This is a genomic window from Rhizobium sp. UBA1881 (assembly GCF_002338015.1).
Taxonomy (GTDB): domain Bacteria; phylum Pseudomonadota; class Alphaproteobacteria; order Rhizobiales; family Rhizobiaceae; genus Rhizobium.
In genome coordinates this window covers 1-18,406 of sequence record NZ_DDHH01000158.1, presented here as the reverse complement: position 1 = coordinate 18,406, position 18,406 = coordinate 1, and the positions used below count along the sequence as shown (strand labels likewise).

26 protein-coding genes are annotated in these 18,406 nt (G+C 60.0%); 23 read left to right on the top strand and 3 right to left on the bottom strand.

Annotated features, from left to right (window positions below):
* Positions 1-176 precede the first annotated feature (176 nt).
* Positions 177-641, top strand: a complete 465-nt coding sequence (locus B3605_RS19220; protein ID WP_112941471.1) for a BA14K family protein — start codon at positions 177-179, stop codon at positions 639-641.
* A 276-nt stretch (positions 642-917) separates the two neighbouring features.
* Here the strand turns inward: B3605_RS19220 and B3605_RS19215 are convergent, their stop codons facing one another.
* Positions 918-2,111, bottom strand: coding sequence for a tyrosine-type recombinase/integrase (locus B3605_RS19215; protein WP_296435601.1), 1,194 nt, complete (start codon positions 2,109-2,111; stop codon positions 918-920).
* A gap of 219 nt (positions 2,112-2,330) precedes the next feature.
* Between B3605_RS19215 and B3605_RS19210 the strand changes: the two genes are divergently transcribed.
* The 21 genes from B3605_RS19210 (at position 2,331) to B3605_RS19110 (ending at position 16,138) form a co-directional block, all read left to right on the top strand.
* Positions 2,331-2,522: a DNA-binding protein gene (locus B3605_RS19210; protein ID WP_296435600.1), complete on the top strand. Its 192-nt coding sequence runs from the start codon at positions 2,331-2,333 to the stop codon at positions 2,520-2,522.
* Positions 2,519-2,704 carry a hypothetical protein gene (locus B3605_RS19205; RefSeq protein ID WP_296435599.1) on the top strand — a complete coding sequence of 62 codons (186 nt, stop codon included), beginning with the start codon at positions 2,519-2,521 and terminating at the stop codon, positions 2,702-2,704. Before B3605_RS19210 ends, B3605_RS19205 begins: the two co-directional genes overlap by 4 nt.
* Before the next feature lie 956 nt (positions 2,705-3,660).
* Positions 3,661-3,918, top strand: a complete 258-nt coding sequence (locus B3605_RS19200) for a hypothetical protein (protein ID WP_296435598.1) — start codon at positions 3,661-3,663, stop codon at positions 3,916-3,918.
* Positions 3,919-3,984: 66 nt separating this feature from the next.
* A complete protein-coding gene (locus B3605_RS19195) occupies positions 3,985-5,163 on the top strand; it encodes a phage portal protein (protein WP_296435597.1) in 1,179 nt (392 codons plus the stop codon).
* Entirely contained in the window at positions 5,160-5,555 is a 396-nt protein-coding gene (locus tag B3605_RS19190; protein WP_296435596.1) for a hypothetical protein, read from the top strand. The genes B3605_RS19195 and B3605_RS19190 overlap by 4 nt, the downstream gene beginning before the upstream one ends.
* Positions 5,556-5,631: 76 nt before the next feature.
* The gene (locus B3605_RS19185) at positions 5,632-6,132 is read left to right on the top strand and encodes an HK97 family phage prohead protease (RefSeq protein WP_296435595.1); all 501 of its coding nucleotides are present in this window, start codon (positions 5,632-5,634) and stop codon (positions 6,130-6,132) included.
* A 4-nt stretch (positions 6,133-6,136) separates the two neighbouring features.
* Positions 6,137-7,300, top strand: coding sequence for a phage major capsid protein (locus B3605_RS19180; RefSeq protein ID WP_296435594.1), 1,164 nt, complete (start codon positions 6,137-6,139; stop codon positions 7,298-7,300).
* 30 nt (positions 7,301-7,330) lie between these two features.
* Positions 7,331-7,759, top strand: a complete 429-nt coding sequence (locus B3605_RS19175; RefSeq protein WP_296435592.1) for a hypothetical protein — start codon at positions 7,331-7,333, stop codon at positions 7,757-7,759.
* A gap of 112 nt (positions 7,760-7,871) precedes the next feature.
* Positions 7,872-8,255, top strand: a complete 384-nt coding sequence (locus B3605_RS19170) for a hypothetical protein (protein ID WP_296435590.1) — start codon at positions 7,872-7,874, stop codon at positions 8,253-8,255.
* The gene (locus tag B3605_RS19165) at positions 8,255-8,596 is read left to right on the top strand and encodes an HNH endonuclease (RefSeq protein ID WP_296435588.1); all 342 of its coding nucleotides are present in this window, start codon (positions 8,255-8,257) and stop codon (positions 8,594-8,596) included. The genes B3605_RS19170 and B3605_RS19165 overlap by 1 nt, the downstream gene beginning before the upstream one ends.
* Positions 8,597-8,607: 11 nt before the next feature.
* Entirely contained in the window at positions 8,608-9,096 is a 489-nt protein-coding gene (locus B3605_RS19160; protein WP_296435586.1) for a hypothetical protein, read from the top strand.
* On the top strand, positions 9,096-9,581 hold the full coding sequence (locus B3605_RS19155) for an HNH endonuclease (protein WP_296435585.1): 486 nt from the start codon (positions 9,096-9,098) through the stop codon (positions 9,579-9,581). The genes B3605_RS19160 and B3605_RS19155 overlap by 1 nt, the downstream gene beginning before the upstream one ends.
* Positions 9,582-9,668: 87 nt before the next feature.
* The gene (locus tag B3605_RS19150) at positions 9,669-9,977 is read left to right on the top strand and encodes a head-tail connector protein (protein WP_296435583.1); all 309 of its coding nucleotides are present in this window, start codon (positions 9,669-9,671) and stop codon (positions 9,975-9,977) included.
* The gene (locus B3605_RS19145) at positions 9,970-10,392 is read left to right on the top strand and encodes an HK97-gp10 family putative phage morphogenesis protein (RefSeq protein ID WP_296435580.1); all 423 of its coding nucleotides are present in this window, start codon (positions 9,970-9,972) and stop codon (positions 10,390-10,392) included. The genes B3605_RS19150 and B3605_RS19145 overlap by 8 nt, the downstream gene beginning before the upstream one ends.
* Positions 10,389-10,799, top strand: a complete 411-nt coding sequence (locus B3605_RS19140; RefSeq protein WP_296435578.1) for a DUF3168 domain-containing protein — start codon at positions 10,389-10,391, stop codon at positions 10,797-10,799. The genes B3605_RS19145 and B3605_RS19140 overlap by 4 nt, the downstream gene beginning before the upstream one ends.
* The gene (locus B3605_RS19135; protein ID WP_296435576.1) at positions 10,799-11,113 is read left to right on the top strand and encodes a head-tail adaptor protein; all 315 of its coding nucleotides are present in this window, start codon (positions 10,799-10,801) and stop codon (positions 11,111-11,113) included. Before B3605_RS19140 ends, B3605_RS19135 begins: the two co-directional genes overlap by 1 nt.
* Complete coding sequence (locus tag B3605_RS19130) at positions 11,110-11,523, top strand: phage terminase small subunit P27 family (RefSeq protein ID WP_296435574.1); 414 nt, start codon at positions 11,110-11,112, stop codon at positions 11,521-11,523. Before B3605_RS19135 ends, B3605_RS19130 begins: the two co-directional genes overlap by 4 nt.
* Positions 11,507-13,132 carry a terminase large subunit gene (locus tag B3605_RS19125; RefSeq protein ID WP_296435573.1) on the top strand — a complete coding sequence of 542 codons (1,626 nt, stop codon included), beginning with the start codon at positions 11,507-11,509 and terminating at the stop codon, positions 13,130-13,132. The genes B3605_RS19130 and B3605_RS19125 overlap by 17 nt, the downstream gene beginning before the upstream one ends.
* On the top strand, positions 13,132-15,111 hold the full coding sequence (locus B3605_RS19120; RefSeq protein ID WP_296435571.1) for a phage tail tape measure protein: 1,980 nt from the start codon (positions 13,132-13,134) through the stop codon (positions 15,109-15,111). The genes B3605_RS19125 and B3605_RS19120 overlap by 1 nt, the downstream gene beginning before the upstream one ends.
* Positions 15,108-15,761 (top strand): hypothetical protein, encoded by a 654-nt coding sequence (locus tag B3605_RS19115; RefSeq protein ID WP_296435569.1) that lies wholly within the window; start codon positions 15,108-15,110, stop codon positions 15,759-15,761. The genes B3605_RS19120 and B3605_RS19115 overlap by 4 nt, the downstream gene beginning before the upstream one ends.
* Entirely contained in the window at positions 15,758-16,138 is a 381-nt protein-coding gene (locus B3605_RS19110) for a phage tail assembly chaperone (RefSeq protein WP_296435568.1), read from the top strand. The genes B3605_RS19115 and B3605_RS19110 overlap by 4 nt, the downstream gene beginning before the upstream one ends.
* Positions 16,139-16,432: 294 nt before the next feature.
* Here the strand turns inward: B3605_RS19110 and B3605_RS19105 are convergent, their stop codons facing one another.
* Positions 16,433-16,594, bottom strand: coding sequence for a hypothetical protein (locus B3605_RS19105; RefSeq protein ID WP_296435566.1), 162 nt, complete (start codon positions 16,592-16,594; stop codon positions 16,433-16,435).
* 405 nt (positions 16,595-16,999) lie between these two features.
* Here B3605_RS19105 and B3605_RS19100 point away from each other — a divergent pair, with 405 nt between their 5' ends.
* The gene (locus tag B3605_RS19100; RefSeq protein ID WP_296435564.1) at positions 17,000-17,584 is read left to right on the top strand and encodes a hypothetical protein; all 585 of its coding nucleotides are present in this window, start codon (positions 17,000-17,002) and stop codon (positions 17,582-17,584) included.
* 144 nt (positions 17,585-17,728) lie between these two features.
* On the opposite strand, the gene B3605_RS19095 is transcribed toward B3605_RS19100, so the two are convergent.
* Complete coding sequence (locus tag B3605_RS19095; RefSeq protein WP_296435562.1) at positions 17,729-18,229, bottom strand: hypothetical protein; 501 nt, start codon at positions 18,227-18,229, stop codon at positions 17,729-17,731.
* Between the last annotated feature and the right edge of the window lie 177 nt (positions 18,230-18,406).

Genomic DNA, 18,406 nt, shown 5'->3' with positions numbered 1-18,406 from the left:
CCAAACCAAAGAAAGTGCCGGGCGGTCATTCGGGCGCGCAGGGTTAACCTTCACGAAATCGCCGCATTCGCTGGCGAATGCTGAGCAAAACCAAGTGATTGGAACGAGTTGCCGAAATGCGCGTTATCCCGCCATGAGACGACGATGAAGCATCTCTGTGGATTGTGAGGTCTGAAATGAAGAAATTGGCCATTATCGCCGTGGCGTTGATGACATGTCTGGGGAGCATCTCTCCGGCAAGCGCCTTCGACGTGCGTTACCCGCGCGGCAAGGCTGTCGATGGACTGACTGGCCTACCGAATGAGCCCAAGGCGGAGTATCGCGATCGCTGTGGTCCTTACCGCAACTGCTATGGCAACCGGGATCGCTACCGCTACAGCGACCGAGGTCGCGATTACTATCGCCGAGACTATAATCGCTACGACGACCGCTACTATCGCCGTCACAGCGATAATACCGGCGCGATTATCGGTGGATTGGCGGCAGGCGCCATCCTCGGCGGCGTACTCGCATCACAGCCGCGCGTTCGCTCTGGCGACTCGCATGTGGACTATTGCTACAGCCGCTACCGCTCCTATCGCGCGTCCGACAACACCTACCAGCCCAACTCCGGCCCCCGCCGTCAGTGCGTAAGTCCGTGATAACGCCAAGGCTGGCATTGGAATGACGAGAAACCTGATCGCTCCGGAAGGCGGTCAGGCTTTTTATTGCGGGAGGGGACGCCAGTTTCGGTGCGCTATCACGCCTTGACACGACACCGGCCGCGCACTGCAAGCGCGCAAGACATCAACAGATCATTTGTCGGTGAGAAATTTGGAGGCCTCGCCCGGAATTGAACCGGGGTACAAGGATTTGCAGGCTTATGCCCGACTTTGATTTAATTATATATTTTGGATGCGTGTCGCGTCCGTGTTGCGTCAGTTCAAGAGAGCGTTTGCTGCCTCCGCCATCTCGCGCCCGTCGTCTCCCCGCGGGAAGAGATGGCCGTAGATATCCATGGTCATCACTATCGAGGCATGGCCGAGTCGCTCTTGCACCATTTTCACCGGCAGGCCAAGGCCGCCGTCTTCCTTCCGATTGATCAGCCAGCTCGCGTAGAAGTGCCTGAGTGAATGCAAGCCAGTGTACTTGGCCTTCACGATCGGATTGCCCTTCTTGTCGAGCTTGCCCGTCTCGACCACAACACCCGCCCGCACCATCGCCGGCTGGAGACCCTTGGCCACGACGTTCTTATGAGAGCGGGAATCCCCGTCTTGATTGGAAAAGACCAGCGTCGAGTTCTTGCCGTCCTTCAGCTTCAATTCCTTCAGGGCGTTCACCACCAACGGTGGGATAGGGATAGTCCTGTTACCGGCCTCTGATTTCGGCGGGCCCATCTCCCTGAATTGATCGACACGCTGGCGGACGGCGATCTCGCCTCGCTTGAAATCCACATCCTGCCACCGCAATCCGCGAAGCTCCGACGAACGCAGGCCGGTGAAAATCACCGTTAGGAGCAGCGGCCGCCAGTTTCCCGCCAGGGCGTTCACCAGCGCTTTGATCTCTTCGCGGGTTGGAATGTCTACGCCAACCTCTAAACGGCCTCTCTGGCGCTTCTCCTGCCGCCTGTCGCGGCCTTTCCTGCTACCCTTGATGTCACGCACCGGGTTGCGCATCGCGAGGCCGCGCTCGCCAGCGTCCGCAAGGATCGATCCGAGCGACGTGATGACTTTCTTCGTCATCGCTGCAGATCGGCCTTCAGTGCGCAGCCGATCCTCAAACTCACGAACGGCCGGCACGCTCATCTTCGACAGAAGAGTCGAGCCGATGAGTGGAACGATGTGGTTGTTGAGGTGGCTCCTGCGTTGGTTTAGCGAGGATCGCTCCAGCCCGGCATGTTCGCCGGATGCAATCCATAGCGCGCCTGCCTTCTCCACCGTCACGCTCGCGCTGTCGGCCACGTGGGTGCCTTCGCGGACCTCGACGGTTGCTGTTGCCGCGAACTGGTCGGCTTCCTTCTTTTTCGTGAAGGTCTTCAGCCGGCGCTTGCCGGTGGTATCAACGTAGTCGACCACCCAGGCAGATTTCTCCACCCCCTTGGGTGTCACCCACTCTCGTTTTCTGACACTCATCGTGTCCCTTTCTCTCCAGCAAATTGCAAGATCGAGGGCGCAAATCACCCTCAACTAAATATTTTTCTCAATACGAATCGTATTTCAAAGAAAATTCGCATGACTAAGCAGGGAGTTAGCCGCCTTAATACGGGGCGTTTTGAAATTTTAGTTGTTGAAACAAGCGGATAACGCGCCTTTCTTGCCTCACGTTGGAAGTAACAAGAAAGGACGAAAGTTATGGAAAAGACTGAAACCGACGCTCTTGATCTGATCTGGGGAGTTCGCGCGATCTCGAAGGTGATCCACCGAAGCGAACGGCAGACCTATCACCTGTGCTCGACTGGAGCGATCCCTGTCTCGAAAGTCGGGAACGGCTACGTTGCGGTCAAAGGAAAGCTCGTGAAGTTTTTCCTGGAGGGTGCGCAGTGAGAGATCAATCCGCCTCGATCGCGAAATTCATCATGCACGCCGAGCAGCTTGACGATCAGCGTCTGCTGATATTCGACATCGCTAAAGTCTTCCACAACGCCTCTGGCGAAGAGATCAAACGGGGGATGCTGATCGCTCTCGAGATCTACGAAGCAACGGAGGTCGCAAACCATGTCGACTGAAAAAGAAAAGACCGGAGAGGGTTGCCGCCCTTTCCGGTCTGGATCTGATCATCAAATCTCCCAATCTGATACGAAAAAGATAACGCGCAACGGCTGGTTTCGCAAGGGCTATCGTTCGCGATATTGGCTAAAAATCACGGCCGGGCAGAGGTTTAACGAGATCGCTCGCCTTGTGACGTATCGCCAGCGCTTCGGTCTCGCCATGGGCGACGCAACAGCTTGGGCCGTGGTCCTGGCCAACTTGATCGAGTGCCTTGGCACCACGGCAGATGTCCAGACCGTTGGCGAACTTTGCCGTCGCATCGGCCTGCCGTCTCTCGATCCCGACGTCGTGGCACCTGTATGCAAGCCGGCCGAGGGAAAGCTCCTCAGCCAAGCATATGTAGGGGCGCTTCTGGAAGTGACTGCCTTAGAGCGGCAGGATTGCGGGCTGCTCAGAATTGAGGCCTGCGACGAGCCAGCGGCAGACCGTCGGCGCCGTCTGGATCGGGAGCGCAAGCGTCGTGTCCGCCGCACTATAGAAGGGAATAAGATACGTGAAGCGGACAGACGGCAAGTAACGGCTTCGCCGCGCCTTCGGCGTCTTCGATCTTCGATCTCAGCTTGCCTCCCTTCATCGCTGGAGCCGCACCCTTTCTTTGAATCCCTATCGGGAAAAAAAGATCAGGGACGCACAGCGACAGGCGTGGCCGAACATCGTTCGGACATATGCGCAGCATGGCCGCAGGCCCAACAGCCGAACCACAATCAGGAGCAAGACCGATGCACGCCTTATCAGCAAGGTACGAAGTCCAGCGCTGGCGGGCCGGCGCAACCGTCTGGCGCTTCGAAGTCCTTAGACACGGCGTCGCCGTCAAAGAGGTCAAGACCCACGATTTCACAGTTGCGCAAAATCTATTCCGATACCTCGCCGCGGCCGATATCGACTGCTGGGCAATCAAGCGTGGAGAAACTCAATGAGCAAGCCACTGTCAGCTCGCGCCTTCGACGCTATGGTCGCGCCCCCTCCGGCCAGCACCCTCGCGATCGAGAGCCTATGGGGCTGCAAAGCGATCGCGCGGTTCATGGGCTTGTCGGAGGACACCATCCACCGGCTGGAGAAGAGAGACCCTACGTTTCCGGTCCGGCGACGCGGCGGCCGGATGTTCGTAACGAAGAGCGAGCTGGTTATCTGGCTTCAGCCTCGACGTGATGAACTTGCCGCATCTATCTGAATCGAGCGGACTTCTGCGGTTTCTTGCTCAATAGGCGAATCATGCCCGGATCCAGATTATCCGGGCATGAGATTTTGGCCACGCAAATCATCGCTCGAGCAGAAGAGCCTTTCGAACCCGACCGACGAAGAGTACGCGCTCTTCACTGGGGGCGCGCCGGGCCTATCCGTTTCATTGGCGACCGCCCTCACGGTTCCCGCCGTCCAGTCCTGCATCAGGCTCATCGCCGAAGCCGCTGCCTCGCTTGATATCCGCGTGGAAAAGAAGAACGGCGCCAAATGGGAAGTCGACGACAATCACCCTGTCGCCGAGCTGCTGGCCGACCAGCCAAACGAGTGGTCCTCCACCTTCGAACTTATCCGAGATCTTGTTGCCACGGCGTTGACCACCGACAAGGGCGGGCTGGCCTGGATCAATCGCGTCAACGGCGAGGTTCGGGAGATTGTCCGATACGAGCCCGCTTATTATCAGATCGATTATTCAGCGGACGGCCGCCTCGAGCCATCGTTCCGCATCAACAACCGGCCAACGCCTGGCGAGGACGTCATCCATGTCCGATCGCCGTTCTCGCGTTCCCCACTGTCTCTCGCCAGCGACGCTATCGGCGCTGCGAAGTCGATGGAACGACATGCTGGCAATCTGTTCAAAAACGGCGCGAGACCTGGCGGCGTCATCGAGACCGAAAAGACGATTGGCGACGAGGGTGTCAAGCGCATGATCGCCAGCTGGCGGAAGGCCCACGATGGCGCCGACAATGCTGGTAAGACCGCTCTTCTCTGGGATGGCGCGAAGTTCAACGCCATGACGATGAACAGCACCGACGCGCAGTTCCTCGAAAACCGCAAGTACCAGAGTCTTGAGATTTGCCGCGCCTTCCGCGTGCCGCCGTCCATGATCTACGAGCTCGATCGCGCGACCTGGAGCAATGGCGAACAACAGGGCAAGGAGTTCCTGACATACAGCCTGGAGCCCTGGCTTGCTTTGCTTGAAGCCACCATGAGGCGATCGCTCTTCTCCGCTGAAGAGCGCCGTACGTATCGCGTGAAGATCGATCGTGATGACCTCACGCGCGCCGATCTCGCCACACGCGCGGCAGCGATGAGCAGCCTGCGAGCCGCCAACTTCCTGTCGCCGAACGAAGGCCGGGAGTGGATCGATCTGCCGCCATATGCCGGCGGGGACGATCGCACCAATCCGCATATCACGCCGGCCGCCGCTGCGCCAAAGCCGGAGGCGACACCATGAACCTCGAGGCGATCCTCTACAACGTCGCTGATCAGGATCGCGGCGCCGAGTTGACTGTCATAGATCCGTTCACCGGCGCCTCGACAGGCATCGTCTTCCGCGTTGTCGGTCCGGACAGCCTCGCTGCCCAGCGCTCGCGCCTGCAGCTCCAGGACGAGCTTGCTGAAGCGGCCGACCGTGACGGCCGTGTGCCAGCCGCGGCGCGCGAGAGCCTCGTCATCGACAGCCTTGCCCGCCTTGTCCTCGATCTGGTCGCTGACGAAGCCCCAGGCCGCCGGCTTGCCGTGTCGCACGCCAACCTCGTGCGGTTGCTGCGCGTGCCATGGGTCCGCGCCCAGGTCGACGAATTCGCCGCCAACCGCCTCAACTTCAAGCCGGGGGAGCAGCCGTGAGCGAGCATCTGGCCTGGTTTGTCTTCGGCGCCCTCGTGGCCTTGTTTTTCACCCGTGTTTTCCGCCGGAGGAACTGATGGAACGCGTCTATTTCGAAACGAAGATCGCGGCCACCGACACGGGGGAAATCTCGGGCCTCGCATGGCCGTTTGGCTCTCCGGACCGCGTCGGTGACATCATTGAGCCGGGCAGCTTTAAAGGCGTATCGCTCCCGCTGCCGATGTTGTTCGGACACGATTTGAATGACCCCATCGGCACGTGGTCCGTAGCTTCAGAAGACGCCGCCGGCCTCCAAGTCAAGGGCACGTTGCTAATCAACGATGTGGCACGCGCTCGTGAGGTCCACTCCCTCGTGAAGAGCGGAGCCGTCAAGGGCTTGTCCGTCGGCTTCGTCACCAGAAAATCGGTTTCCCGCAAAGGCGGCGGCCGCACCATCTCCGCTCTGGAGCTTTTTGAAATCAGCCTTGTAACGATCGGGATGCACCCGGGCGCCAAGGTCACGTCAGCGAAATCCGCCGTTCATGCCATCGCGATGGCTGAAGCGATCAACCGCGCCGCCGCGCGCATGAAAGGGTAAAACTATGCAGCATGTTATGAAGCAGGCCCTGCTTGCCTCCACGCTCGTCCGCAAGGGCGATGAGGCAGACGATCCGAGCACCATCGTCACGAAGGCGCTGGACGATCTCACCAAGTCCGTTGACGACCGTATCAAGGCCATCGAAGCCAAGGGCCTGGAATCCAAGCTCGACGAGCGCCTGAAGGCACTTGAGACCAAAGCCAATCGCCCCGGCGGTTCCGACAAGACGGAAGACGAGGCCATTGCGCTGGAGAAGAAGGCGTTCGGCACTTATCTCCGCTTCGGTAATCAGGCACCAGCCGAGGAGCTCAAGACCCTTCAGGTGTCGAGCGATACTCAGGGAGGTTACCTCGCACCGCGCGAAGTCTCGACCGAGATGATCAAGGATCTCGTGCTCGTGTCGCCGATCCGCAGCGTCGCCAGCGTCCGCTCCACGGGCTCACCGTCCGTTGTCTATCCAAAGCGCACCGGGATCACTTCCGCGAAGTGGAAGGGCGAGCTGCAGGCGCAGGAAGGTTCGGAGCCGAGCTTTGGCCAAGCTGAAATCGTTGTTCGCGAGCTGAATACCTACGTCGATATCAGCAATCAACTGCTCGCCGACTCAGCCGGCCAGGCAGAGACGGAAGTCCGCCTCGCGCTCTCTGACGATTTCGGTCAGAAGGAAGGCAGGGCTTTCGTTACCGGCAACGGCACGCTGGAGCCTGAAGGCATCATGACGAATGGCGACATCACCGCCATTCCAAACACGAATGCTGGCACCCTCGTGCCGGACGCGCTGGTTGCTCTTATGTACTCCCTGCCGGCGGCATATCGCAGCCAGGCAACGTGGGGCATGAACGGCACCACGCTCGGCAAGCTCCGCCTCTTGAAGGACGGTCAGAACAACTACCTCTGGCAACCGTCGTTCCAGGCTGGTCAGCCGGAGACGATCCTTGGCCGCCCGGTGATCGAGCTGCCGGATATGCCAGACATCGCCAATGGTCAGTTCCCAATCATCTTCGGTGACTTCTCCGGCTATCGCATCGTCGATCGCATCGATTTGAGCGTCCTCGTCAACCCGTATCTGCTCGCAACGAACGGCATCACCCGCATCCATGCAACGCGTCGCGTTGGTGCTGGCGTCATCCAGGCCGCGAAGTTCCGCAAGCTGAAGATGTCGGCCTCCTAAGCCGCCTCTAACCTCACAAGGAGCATTCCAATGCGCGATATCGTTCATAATCTTGGATTGGCAGTTGCCTTTCCTCCGGCTCTCTACACTGCCGACAACGTGCCCGGCGTCATCGACCTCTATGGTTTCAATCAGGCGATGATTGCGATCCAGGTCGCAACGGGCGGCATCACCTTCACGGCGACGAACAAGATCGAGTTCGTCCTGACTCACTCCGATGACGGCGTGACGTTCGATCCGGTGACGGATGCTGATGTGCAGGGTGTCTCCGGCATTTCCGGCGGCATTATCCAGGCACTGAAGGCCGCTCACCCCGACCCCAAGGTCTACAAGGTCGGCTATGTCGGCAACCGTCGTTACCTCAAGCTGCTCGCCGACTTCTCGGGCACGCACGGCACTGGCACCGGCCTTTCGGCCACGGTGATCAAGGGCCAGGCTGCGCAGCGTCCAGTAGCCTAAAGGGGGCAATTTCTGACGGCCCAGCGGCTGGCCGGAAAACGAAAAGTCGCCTGCCGCCCCCGAATGTTCTTCACGGTTCAAGGCGACGAAGCCGCAAATAGAGGATTTCGCAATGGTCGACAAAGTCAAAGTAAAACGAGCCGCCGGAACCCCGAACGAGCGCGAGATCGAGGTTAGCGTCGGTGAATTTGCCCGGAGCACCGTAGCTGATCCCGAGTGGATTCCGGCGGCTACGTTGACCCTGACACGAAAGCACCAGGGCCGCGCGCTCATCTTCAGCGGACCGTGTGTCGTCACGGTCCCGTCCGGCCTGCCTGAGGGCTTTTCATGCGGTCTTATGCAGGCAGGCGCCGGCGTAGTGACATTGGCTCCAGGCGCGGGCGTTACGCTCAATTCGATGGGCGGAGCGCTCACCACCGCGGGGCAATGGGCAATCGTCGGTCTCAGCGCCTTGGCGCCTGAGATGTACATCGCCTACGGCTCTCTGGTGGCCTGATGCCGACCCGCGCGCCTCGCATCTGTCAGTGCGGCAAGGTTGTCCCTTCCGGGACACGTTGCTCCTGCCAGGAGGCGGCGGCGCGGGAACGAAAGGCACGCTTCGACAACACACGGCCGTCAGCCGCGGAGCGGGGCTACAACGCCGAATGGCGCAAGGAGAGAAAGATCTTCCTCTCGCTTTTCAGCAAGTGCGCTCGATGCGCCCAGCCGGCCACCCTTGTCGATCATCGCATTCCCCATAGAGGCGATCAGCGTCTCTTCTGGGATCGGAAGAACTGGCAGTCGCTTTGCAGCCATTGCCACAACTCGCACAAACAGGCCGCCGAGCGGCGTAGCTAAGGATCAAGACCATGACAATCTATTCCACCGCCAACAGCAAGGTCTTCATCGGCACCGCTTTGCCGCCGAAGAACGCCGACTTCGTTGCAGCGGACTTCACCTCGATCACCTGGACCGAGATCGCCAACCTGGAGAGCATTGGCAGCTTTGGCGATACCTCTTCCGAAATCACCTTCGACGATATCGGCAAGGGTCGCACGCAGAAGCTCAAAGGCACCCGCAATGCCGGCAACATGGATCTCGTTATGGGCATCGACTACCAGGATGCCGGCCAGATCGCCGTGCTGGCAGCGGAGAAGACTCCCAACGACTACGCCTTCAAGATCGAGTTCAACGACAAGCCGGCCACTGGCGCCAGCCCGAAGAACTCCCAGCGTCTGTTCATCGGCAAGGTCATGTCCGCCGGTGAAGCGCTCGACAACGCCAATTCGGTGATGAAGCTGACTGCCTCGATCGGCATCAACAGCAACATCGTCAAGGTAGCAGCGAGCGCCACCTGATGATCGAGCGTCACCGCCTCATGGAACTGTTGGACTATGACCCTGACACCGGTGTCTTCCGGTGGAGGGTCTCGCCATCGCAGAACGTGAAGGCGGGCGCTGTCGCTGGCTGTCATCATTCGAATGGACGTTCCATCAGGATCGAGGGCCAGCTCTACTACGCGAAGCATCTGGCCTGGCTTTACGTCCATGGTGTCTGGCCACCCAAGGAGATCAGATACCTTGATGGTGACATCACCAACGACGCGATAGCCAACCTCGCTGGATCAGACAGTGTCCAGCGTGTGAGGCGTCAGCCAATGCGCAAGGATAACCAGAGCGGAGCGAGGGGAGTGTACCAGAAGGGAACTCGCCACGTCGCGCTCATCAGGCGCCAAGGCAAGACCGTCCACCAGAGCAGTCATGCCACGCGTGATGAAGCGATCGAAGCGCACCGTCTGGCCCTCGCGGCCATCGATGCACCGGGGGGTGGTCTCCAACTTTAGACCCCTCAAGGAGACCGGCGCGTGGTCCCTTCTGCGAAAATCTCTCAAATTGGCTCTCATTTTTAACGGCCAAAAACAGGTGAAACCATGATCGTCACGACCGCCGAACTGAAGGAACAGCTCAACATTTCCGACGATTTGGGCACGGATGACGACGCCTTGATCGGTCGGACGATCGCGGCCGCGCAGGGTCTCATCGAACGGCAGCTCGGCTTTGCGATCGAGACGACCTATCCGGACGTAGTCCCGCCGCCGCTTCAACAGGCCGTCTGCCTGCTGGCTTGCCACTGGTACGAGAACCGAGAGGGCACTCTGATCGGCGTTACGGGGCAGGAAATCCCTTTTGGCGTCCGCGATATCGTCGCTGAATATAGGGAGTACAGCTTCGATGGCTGACGATGGCGGACTGTCCCGGTTCCAGCAGCGCATGCGCGCCATCCCGATCGCAGTGCGCGAGGCTGTAGACCCGGCGCTGCGCGAGGCCGGGCACGAGCTGGCGGACACGATGGAGCGGCTAGCGCCGGAGGACACTGGCGATCTTCAGGATTCGATCGCGGTCACCACGCCGGGAAGAGCAACGCCTGCGTACTCGCAGCCTGGAGGTTCACGCGTTGCCGGACCGCTTGAGGTGCTGGTCACCGTCGGCGATGAGGCGGTCCGTTATGCGCATCTGGTGGAGTACGGGACCACCAAGACGCCAGCGCAGCCGTATTTCTGGCCAGCCGTCCGGCTGGAGCGCAAGCGTCTGCAGAACAAGATCAAGCGCGCCATCTCGAAGGCCGTGAGAAAGAACTGGGGTGGTGGAAAATGAGTGCTGAAATCGCCCTCCAGAAGGCCATCCGTAACAGGCTCGCCACCTCGACAGTGGTGACCGGATACGTTCCCGCCGCCTCGATCCTCGATCGAAACGAGCGTCCGGTGCCTGATCCGTCCATCATCGTCGGCGAGGCGACGGCGCAAGACGATGGCGACGCGATCGCCCGCAACCGTGTCAGGATCTCCGCCGATCTCCATGTGTGGAAGCGAGAGCCCTCGACGGCCGGCGTGAAGGCTATCGCTGGAGCTATCCGGACCGCGATCCATGCCGCTCGCCTGCCGCTTGAAGCCGGTTTTCATTGCGTCGATGCCCGCATTTCGTTCGCTCGCTTCGTCCGAGACCCCGACGGGGAAACATCCCACGCCATCGTGACGATCGAATCTCTGGTGGAGGAGCTGTAATGCGCGCCGGGAAACTTGACCGCCTTATCAAAATTGAGAGCTTCGACCCTAACGGCGTCGACGATTTCGGCACGCCGACGGCCACCTATATTCCGCTGGCCACGCTCCGCGCCCAAGTCGTCCAGGCGAGCACCGAAGAATTCATCCGCAACGGCGCCGAGGACGAGACCGTCATCATCTTCCGCACGCGGTGGCTCGCTGGTGTCACCACCGCCGATCGTGTCGTTTACGAGGGCGGATACTTCAATCTGAAAGAGGTGAAGGAGCTCGGCCGCCGCAATGGACTCGAGCTTCGCGCCGTGGAGACGAAATGAAGGGCAGAAAAGCCGATCTGAAGGCCATCGAGGGCGGGCTCTCCGGCGTTCCAAAGCGCCCGGATGAGGTGCCGGAGACCATGGGCCCCGAGTGGGATCTCGTTGCCGCTGATATGGTGGAGCGGAAGATCCTCACTGCGGCTATGTCCGGCATCCTAATCACCTACATGATTGCCCTCTGGACCGTGCGCGAGTGCCAAAAATCGATCCAGGAGCACGGCCTTCTCGTCGAGACCGCGCACAAGATGAAAAAGCCGAACCCGGCGAGCGGTATGATGGCCAAGGCCATGGAGACGGTCGCTCGCATGTCGGCCGAGCTCGGTCTCACGCCGGCCGCTCGGTCGAAGCAGGGTTTCGGCGGCGGCGAAAAGCCGAAAGACAGCGGGGCGCCCGATGGCCTCGATCTCTAGAACCACGCGCCCGGAATGGGTATTCGACGACAGCGAGATCGATGATCCGTTCGGCTATGGCGAGCGCGCGGTCGACTTCCTGAAGCGCCTCAAACACCCGAAGAGCGAGAGCGGCAACTTCGAACTGCCGAAGTTCTGGGAGCGGATTGTTCGTCGCATCTATGGGCCATGTTTCCCGAACAGGCGGCGCCAGGTGCGGACAGTGTTTGTCCTCCTGCCGCGCGGCGCGCGCAAGACGACGATGGGCGCCGGCCTCGCGTTGCTCCACACTGTCGGCTGGGAGAAGGTCAATTCCGGCCAGGCCATGGTGGCGGCATCGGCAGAGGAAGACGCTGTCATCGCCTACGATGAGGCCGTCGGCATCGTTGATCAGACTGAGTGGCTTCAGGATAAGATGAAGGCGACAGAGTCGCTGTTCATCCTCGAGCACAAGAAATCCAAGGCCAAGTTCCGCGCGCTCGCGTCTGGAGGCAAGGGCAAGCTCGGCAAGACTCCTCATTTCGTCCTTGCCGACGAGTTGATCAACTGGGAGGGCGAGAACGCCCGTAAGATGTGGTCGGCCATCCGCACCGGCCTCAACAAGGTTCCCGGTACGCTGCTGGTCATCATCACGCAGGCTGGCCGAGGGCAGGAAAACCTCGCGTTCGACCTCCTGCAATATGCCCGCCGCGTGCAATCCGGCGAGATTGAGGATCCTGGCTTCCTCCCCGTGTTGTTCGAGACAGACCCGGAAGACGATTGGCAGGACGAAAGCCTCTGGCATTTCGTCAACCCAGGCCTCGCCGAAGGCTATCCTGATATCGAGGGACTTCGACAGATGGCCCACGAGGCAAAGGAGCGCCCGAGGGAACGGGACAATTTCCGCCAGTTCCATTTGAATTGCTGGCTCGACTACAGCGCCTCGCCCTTTATCGCCATGCCGATCTATGACGAGGGCAAAGGCCCGGTCGACCTGGAAGAGAAGGAACGCACCCAGGAGTCCTGCTATCTTGGCGTCGATCTTTCCAGCAATTCCGACCTGACGGCCGTCGTGGCATGCTGGGGCGACCGTGAGCGAGGGTACGAGGCGCATCCGTTCTTCTTCCTGCCAGAGGATAACATCGGCCGGAAGGCAGAGCAGGACGGTGTGGATTACCGCCTATGGCACGAGCAAGGGCTCATCACGCTGACGCCTGGGAACGTGATCGACTTCCGCGCGGTCGAAGATCACATTCGCGAGCTATGCGCACGGTTCCGTGTCGTCGAGATCGCTTTCGACCCGCACCTCGCTCGCAACACCATGAACAATCTGATCGAGGATGGCCTCCCAGCGGTCGAGATGCGCCAGGGATGGATCACCATGGCTCCGGCGGTCGCCGAGCTTGAGCGGGCCATCCTTGGCCGCGCATTCCGACATGGCGGCCATCCTGTCCTCCGGTGGCACTTCGACAATATCGCCACCGTTGTCGACAAGGCCGGGAACAAGTCCTTCCACAAGGGAAAGTCGAAGGACCGTATCGACGGCGCCGTTGCGACTGCCATGGCGGTTGCACGCTGCGCAGCGGGCGATTCCGGCCTTTCCAGCTACGACACCTTCACAGGTGACATCGACGAATGGAGTTACGCCTGATGGGTGCTACCGATGAAGAACGCCTCGTAGTCGCGCTCGAAGCGCGGATTAACGAATTCGAGAAGAGGTTCAAACAGGCCGAGAAGACCGGCACCGGTGTTTTCCAGAACCTCCGCCGCGGCTCGAAATCTGCCGCGCAGGGGATGGAAGCCGATATCATACGGTCCACGAGCCGCATCAACCAGGCTCTCGCAGCCACGTCCACGAAGATCGGGGCTTTCAGCAAGGCTGCGATCGGCGGCCTTGTCGGCGGGATAGCGGGTGGCGTTGTTGGCGGCGGCATCGCTGGCATCGTCTCCAATTTCCAAGATCTTGCAAAGAGCGTCGCCGAAGTGGGCGATCAGGCCCGTATCGCCGGCGTATCCGCGAAGTCGTTTCAGGAGCTGAAGTTCGCGGCCGATCAGGTGCGTATCCCCGTCGATGCCCTCCAGGACGGCCTGAAGGAACTGTCGTTGCGCACCGACGAGTTCATCGCGTCGAGTGGGAAATCCGGTTCTGCAGCAGAGTCCTTCAAGCGTCTTGGCTATACGGTCGGCGAGCTGAAACAGAAGATCAAGGCGCCGTCGGACTTGCTCGTCGAGCTGGTCGGCCGCGTTCAGCAGTTGGACAAGGCAGCACAGACGCGCATCTTCGACGAGCTTTTCGGCGGCCAGGGTGGCGAGGAGTTCGTCAAGTTCCTGACCGACGGCGAGAAGGGCCTGCGCGCCAACATCAAGGCGGCCAACGATCTCGGCGTCGTCATTGACGATCAGATGATCAAGAAGGCGGCCGAGGTCGATCGCCAATTCAGCGTCATCGCGACCAGAGTCGGTGTGGACCTCAAAAAGGCTATCATCTCGGCGGCCGAGGCCATGGACGGCTTCATGACGCAATACGCGCAGTGGAAGGCGGGCGTGGATGCCGGCAACGCTGGCGCCACCATGGGCGGCTTGATCGGCACCAAGACCCCGATCGGACCTAACCAGCCTCCCACCAACACGACCACGCCGACGATGGGGCGCCTGCCGTCCGGAAAAGACATCCTGCGCGGCAAGCTACTCCAGCAGCGCATCGATCAGGCCTTTGAAGAGCAGTCGTCCACCTACAAGCCTGCAGCAGCAGCCAAAGCGGCCGCCACGCGCTCCGACGATCTGCAGCGCGACATCGAGCGACTGCGCGAGCATACGGAGGCCCTGAAGGCGGAGACGGCCGCGCAGGCTGGCCTCAATCCCCTCATTGACGACTACGGCTTCGCGGTCGCCAAGGCCGCCGCCCAGCAGGATCTCATGAACGCGGCCAAATCGGCAGGCAAGACAGTGACGCCAGAACTGGCGGCCGAGATCGACAAGTTGAGCGAAGCATATGCCAACGCCACCGTTGCCAGCGCGCAGCTCGCCGAGTCCCAAGACAAGATCCGCCAGCGTGCCGAAGATCTGGCCAACCTGCAGAAGGATATCGCCTTCGATCTCATCGATGGCTTCACGAGCGGGGCAGACGCGGCGGACCTGTTCGCGAACTCGCTCAAAAAGATCAGCACCTATCTGCTGAATGATGTCCTCGACAGCATCTTCACCGTGAAGAACGCGGCGTCCGGCGGCGGAGGTTTCCTGAGCGGTCTTTTTGGCATGTTCTCTGGAGGCAAGAGCGGCGGCTTCAATCTGGGATCCGGCTCGACCGCCTTCACGGGCTCGCTTCCCGGATATGCCAAGGGCGGCGTTGCGAACAGCCCCTCGATCTTCGCTGAAGCCGGTCCAGAGGCCGCCGTGCCGCTTCCCGATGGCCGTCGCATCCCGGTGGACCTTGGCACCAGTGCGCCCTCCCAGGCCACCCAGGACGTGAATTTCAACATGACGCTCGTGGTGCAAGGCACCGGCACCGCCGAGATCCTGGAGCAGGCTCGACAGGGCGCCGCCGAGCAGATGAGCCAAGCACTGAGGGCTTACGACAAGGCCATGCCGGACCGTGTCAGCCAGATCAGAAGGGAGCCGAGACGCCGATGAGCATCACCTATCCTTACCCCGTTGCCGATTTCGCGGATCTCCTCCAGATCGAGAGTGTCGTCTGGGACATCAAGCGCAACGATGAGCTTTCAGGGACTGGCGACGGCCGTGTCTTCCAGGCCGAGCTCGCGCCCCCGCTGTGGGTCGGCACGGTGGTCTTGAATGAGGGCTATCACGACACGCTGAAGCAGGTGGCGGCCAAGATCCGCAAGCTCCATGGATCGCAGGAGGCGCTCTTCCTTTACGATCCTACCTCGAAATATCCGCAGTTCGATCCTACCGGCGAGATACTTGGCGCGGCCAATGTCCAGGTGGTGGACGTCGGCAGCAACCGTGACACGATCCGGTTCAAGGGTCTGCCTGTCGGCTATCGCTTCACGACGGGCGATAAGCTCCAGATCGCCTATGGATCGTCGCCAACGCGCCACGCCTTCATCGAGATCTCGGAGGACGCCATCGCAGCCTCCGACGGGACCACGGATTATGTCGCTGTCTTCCCGCACGTCCCGCCGGGCGTCGTCACCAACCTTTCCGTTGTTTTGAAAAAGCCCGCCTGCCGTTGCATCATGGTTCCGGGCTCGCACAATCCCGGCACGGCGAGCGGCCTCACCACAAAGGGCGCGGGGTTCCGCGTTGTGCAGAAGAAATGACCGGGGAGCGTCTGAAGCAACTGCTGACAGACGAGCTTCGGCGCAACCTTCTCCAGGGTGGCCGCCCTCGCGTGCCGGCCGGTGGCGATCTGCTCTGGCGCTGGTTCGTCGATCTCAGCCGGGCCCGCACCTATCACGCCGGCGGCCCGAACCCGATCAGCTTTGCCGAGGTCCGGGCCTACGCCGAGCTTTATCGGTGGCCGATGGGACCGCACCATATCGACGTGCTGTTTGCTCTCGATCGCGTCTACCTCGACGTCAGCTATGAGCAAGCGCAGGTGACTCGAGACGGCAAGACGGCCGACGGGGTGAAGGTGCTGCCGCCTCGATCGCAGCACAATGTCACGCCTGGTATGTTCGACGCGATGTTTGGGTGAAACATGGGAAAACGGAAATCCGGCGGCCTGGCCGGTTGGACCGAGTACAGATACGGGTCCACAAAAAAGCCGACCGTTGCTACGATCTATAATGCTCGCCGTTCGAGTGAGATAATCAACCAGCTACTAGACATCGTCGCTGATTGGCGTCTCACGCCGTTTGAGAACGAAGGCCCATGTCGAGCTTCCATCAGAACTGGTTTGGTCCTGGAGGGGCATCGCTGGATGGTTGCTGACCATCAGGCCGCAGTACTACTTGCGGAGACGTTCAAACGCGGTGGGCACGCGCGTCCTTCATGGCAGGAAGGCCAGCGATACCACGCAAATGGCACTGAATACTGCGTAGGCTGTTCCCTGCCGCTCGACGATGATGCTGCTGTAAGAGGGCAGCGCTTTTGCAGCCCTAACTGTGCCAAGCGTTTTCTTGACCAACGAGAAATCAGGGATCGCAAGCACGATGACGGGATCTCCCTGAAGGCACAGTACCTAATTGCGAAGCGGAAGAAGCCTTCGAGGTCTTGCGTCCATTGTGCCAAAGAGTTTCACCCGACAAACACTCATGGTCAGGAGTGCTGCTCATATCAGTGCGCCGCCGTGTATCGGTATAAGAAGAACGCTATGGAAATGCCTATCCGGCAGTGCGAAGCGTGCGGGGCAGACTATCAGCCGAACACCCCGAAGGCCCGCTACTGCTCGAAGAAGTGCGGCGTGGCTTTTCGAGATCGGCGTTACCGCGCCCAACGTCGCGAGGCTCGGAACAACGTGATCTACCTCACGCCCCAAATCTTCGACGGGTGGTTTCGAGAGGCCGCATAGCCGATCCGATTTGACCTGCGAAGAAAAACAACCTTCTATAGACAGATGGTCACATTTACCCTCGATACAAACTGTCTTATCGACGTCGCTCACGATCGTCCGTCCGCTGTCCACGTTCGAACACTGGCCGATGCTCATGCATCGAGCAAGGCCGACGTGGCCATTGTGGCAATGAGTGCATCTGAAAGACAACCAGATCATAAGTACTTGTCGAATTACCGAGAGTTTGCCGACTGGGTGGCTTCGCTTGGGCTTTCCCACCTTCGAACTCTTCTTCCTCTCGCGTTTGCGGATGTCACCTTTTTCGACGCCTGTGTGATGGGTGGTCCCGAGCTGATAAAGCGCGATCGGGAAATCGGCCTTGCAATGTTCCCCGCGATAGAGGTCGATTGGGTGAGATTTGCCAACGCGCGCGGTATCGATATTGAAGATGTCTCATCGCAGCCGGGCAGGCGGTGGCGCAATGCTCTGTGCGATCGCCAAATGTTCTGGGCGCATGACCACAATCAGCGCGATATATTCGTGACTAGTAACGTAAAAGATTTTCTCAGGCTGAATAAACACCCGGCCTTTCCAAGTGCACGGGTTGTGACACCAGATGAAGCTGTGCGCATAATGCAGGCGACGTGATGGCGCAATGATGTCCGCACACAGATTGTGGATGCCCCCCAAATGGGGAAGATGTCCTTAAGTCTCAGGACATCTTTGTCCAAGGCCAAATAGGGGAAATGCGCTCAAACTTGAGCGTATCTTCCAGCCACAACGCGGCGCCGGCTAAAGCTCACCGTGATGCGTCTTTATATAATCGGCAGCATCCTCTTGGAATTTCACGAATGCGACTAGCCAGACCTGATAGGCTTCACTGAAACCGTCGTTGATAGAGCTGATTTCATTGGTGACGCGCTTATGTCCAGCGTTAGAAATCCACTGGGAGTATGTGGTTGACGCGACATCAAGCTTTCTGAGGGCCGGCATGAAGTCGGAAAAATGTAAAAGGGCCGTCGCGATTGCCTTGTTGATCGGGGCCGCGCCAACAATCAAGGGTTCACCGAAAGCCGTTGCCCGCCGTGTGAGGTTGAGCCAGTGTTCATGCTCATAAACGGCCGCTATCACGTCTTCGAAGCGCTGTCGCCGCATATCGCGTCGAGTGGCGCGGGCCGTTAGAAAATGTGAGACGACGGGCCCAATTGCCCCGCCAAGCGCAGCGATGAGGCCGCCGGCGATCGTGGGGACTAAGACAGGCCAGATACTAGCGGCGGTGGCGACATCAGTCATTCGATTCTCCCAATCTCACCATCTGGAGCATGTCGCATGTTGCATTCCATGTCGCGTGGATTCGCGGCGGTTGGTTGGAAAAGCCTGTAAATCAAGGGAAATGGATTGCAACACGGCGCAACATGAAAACAGAACGGCGCCCCGTTAGGAGCGCCGTAAGCCGTTGATTTACATCAA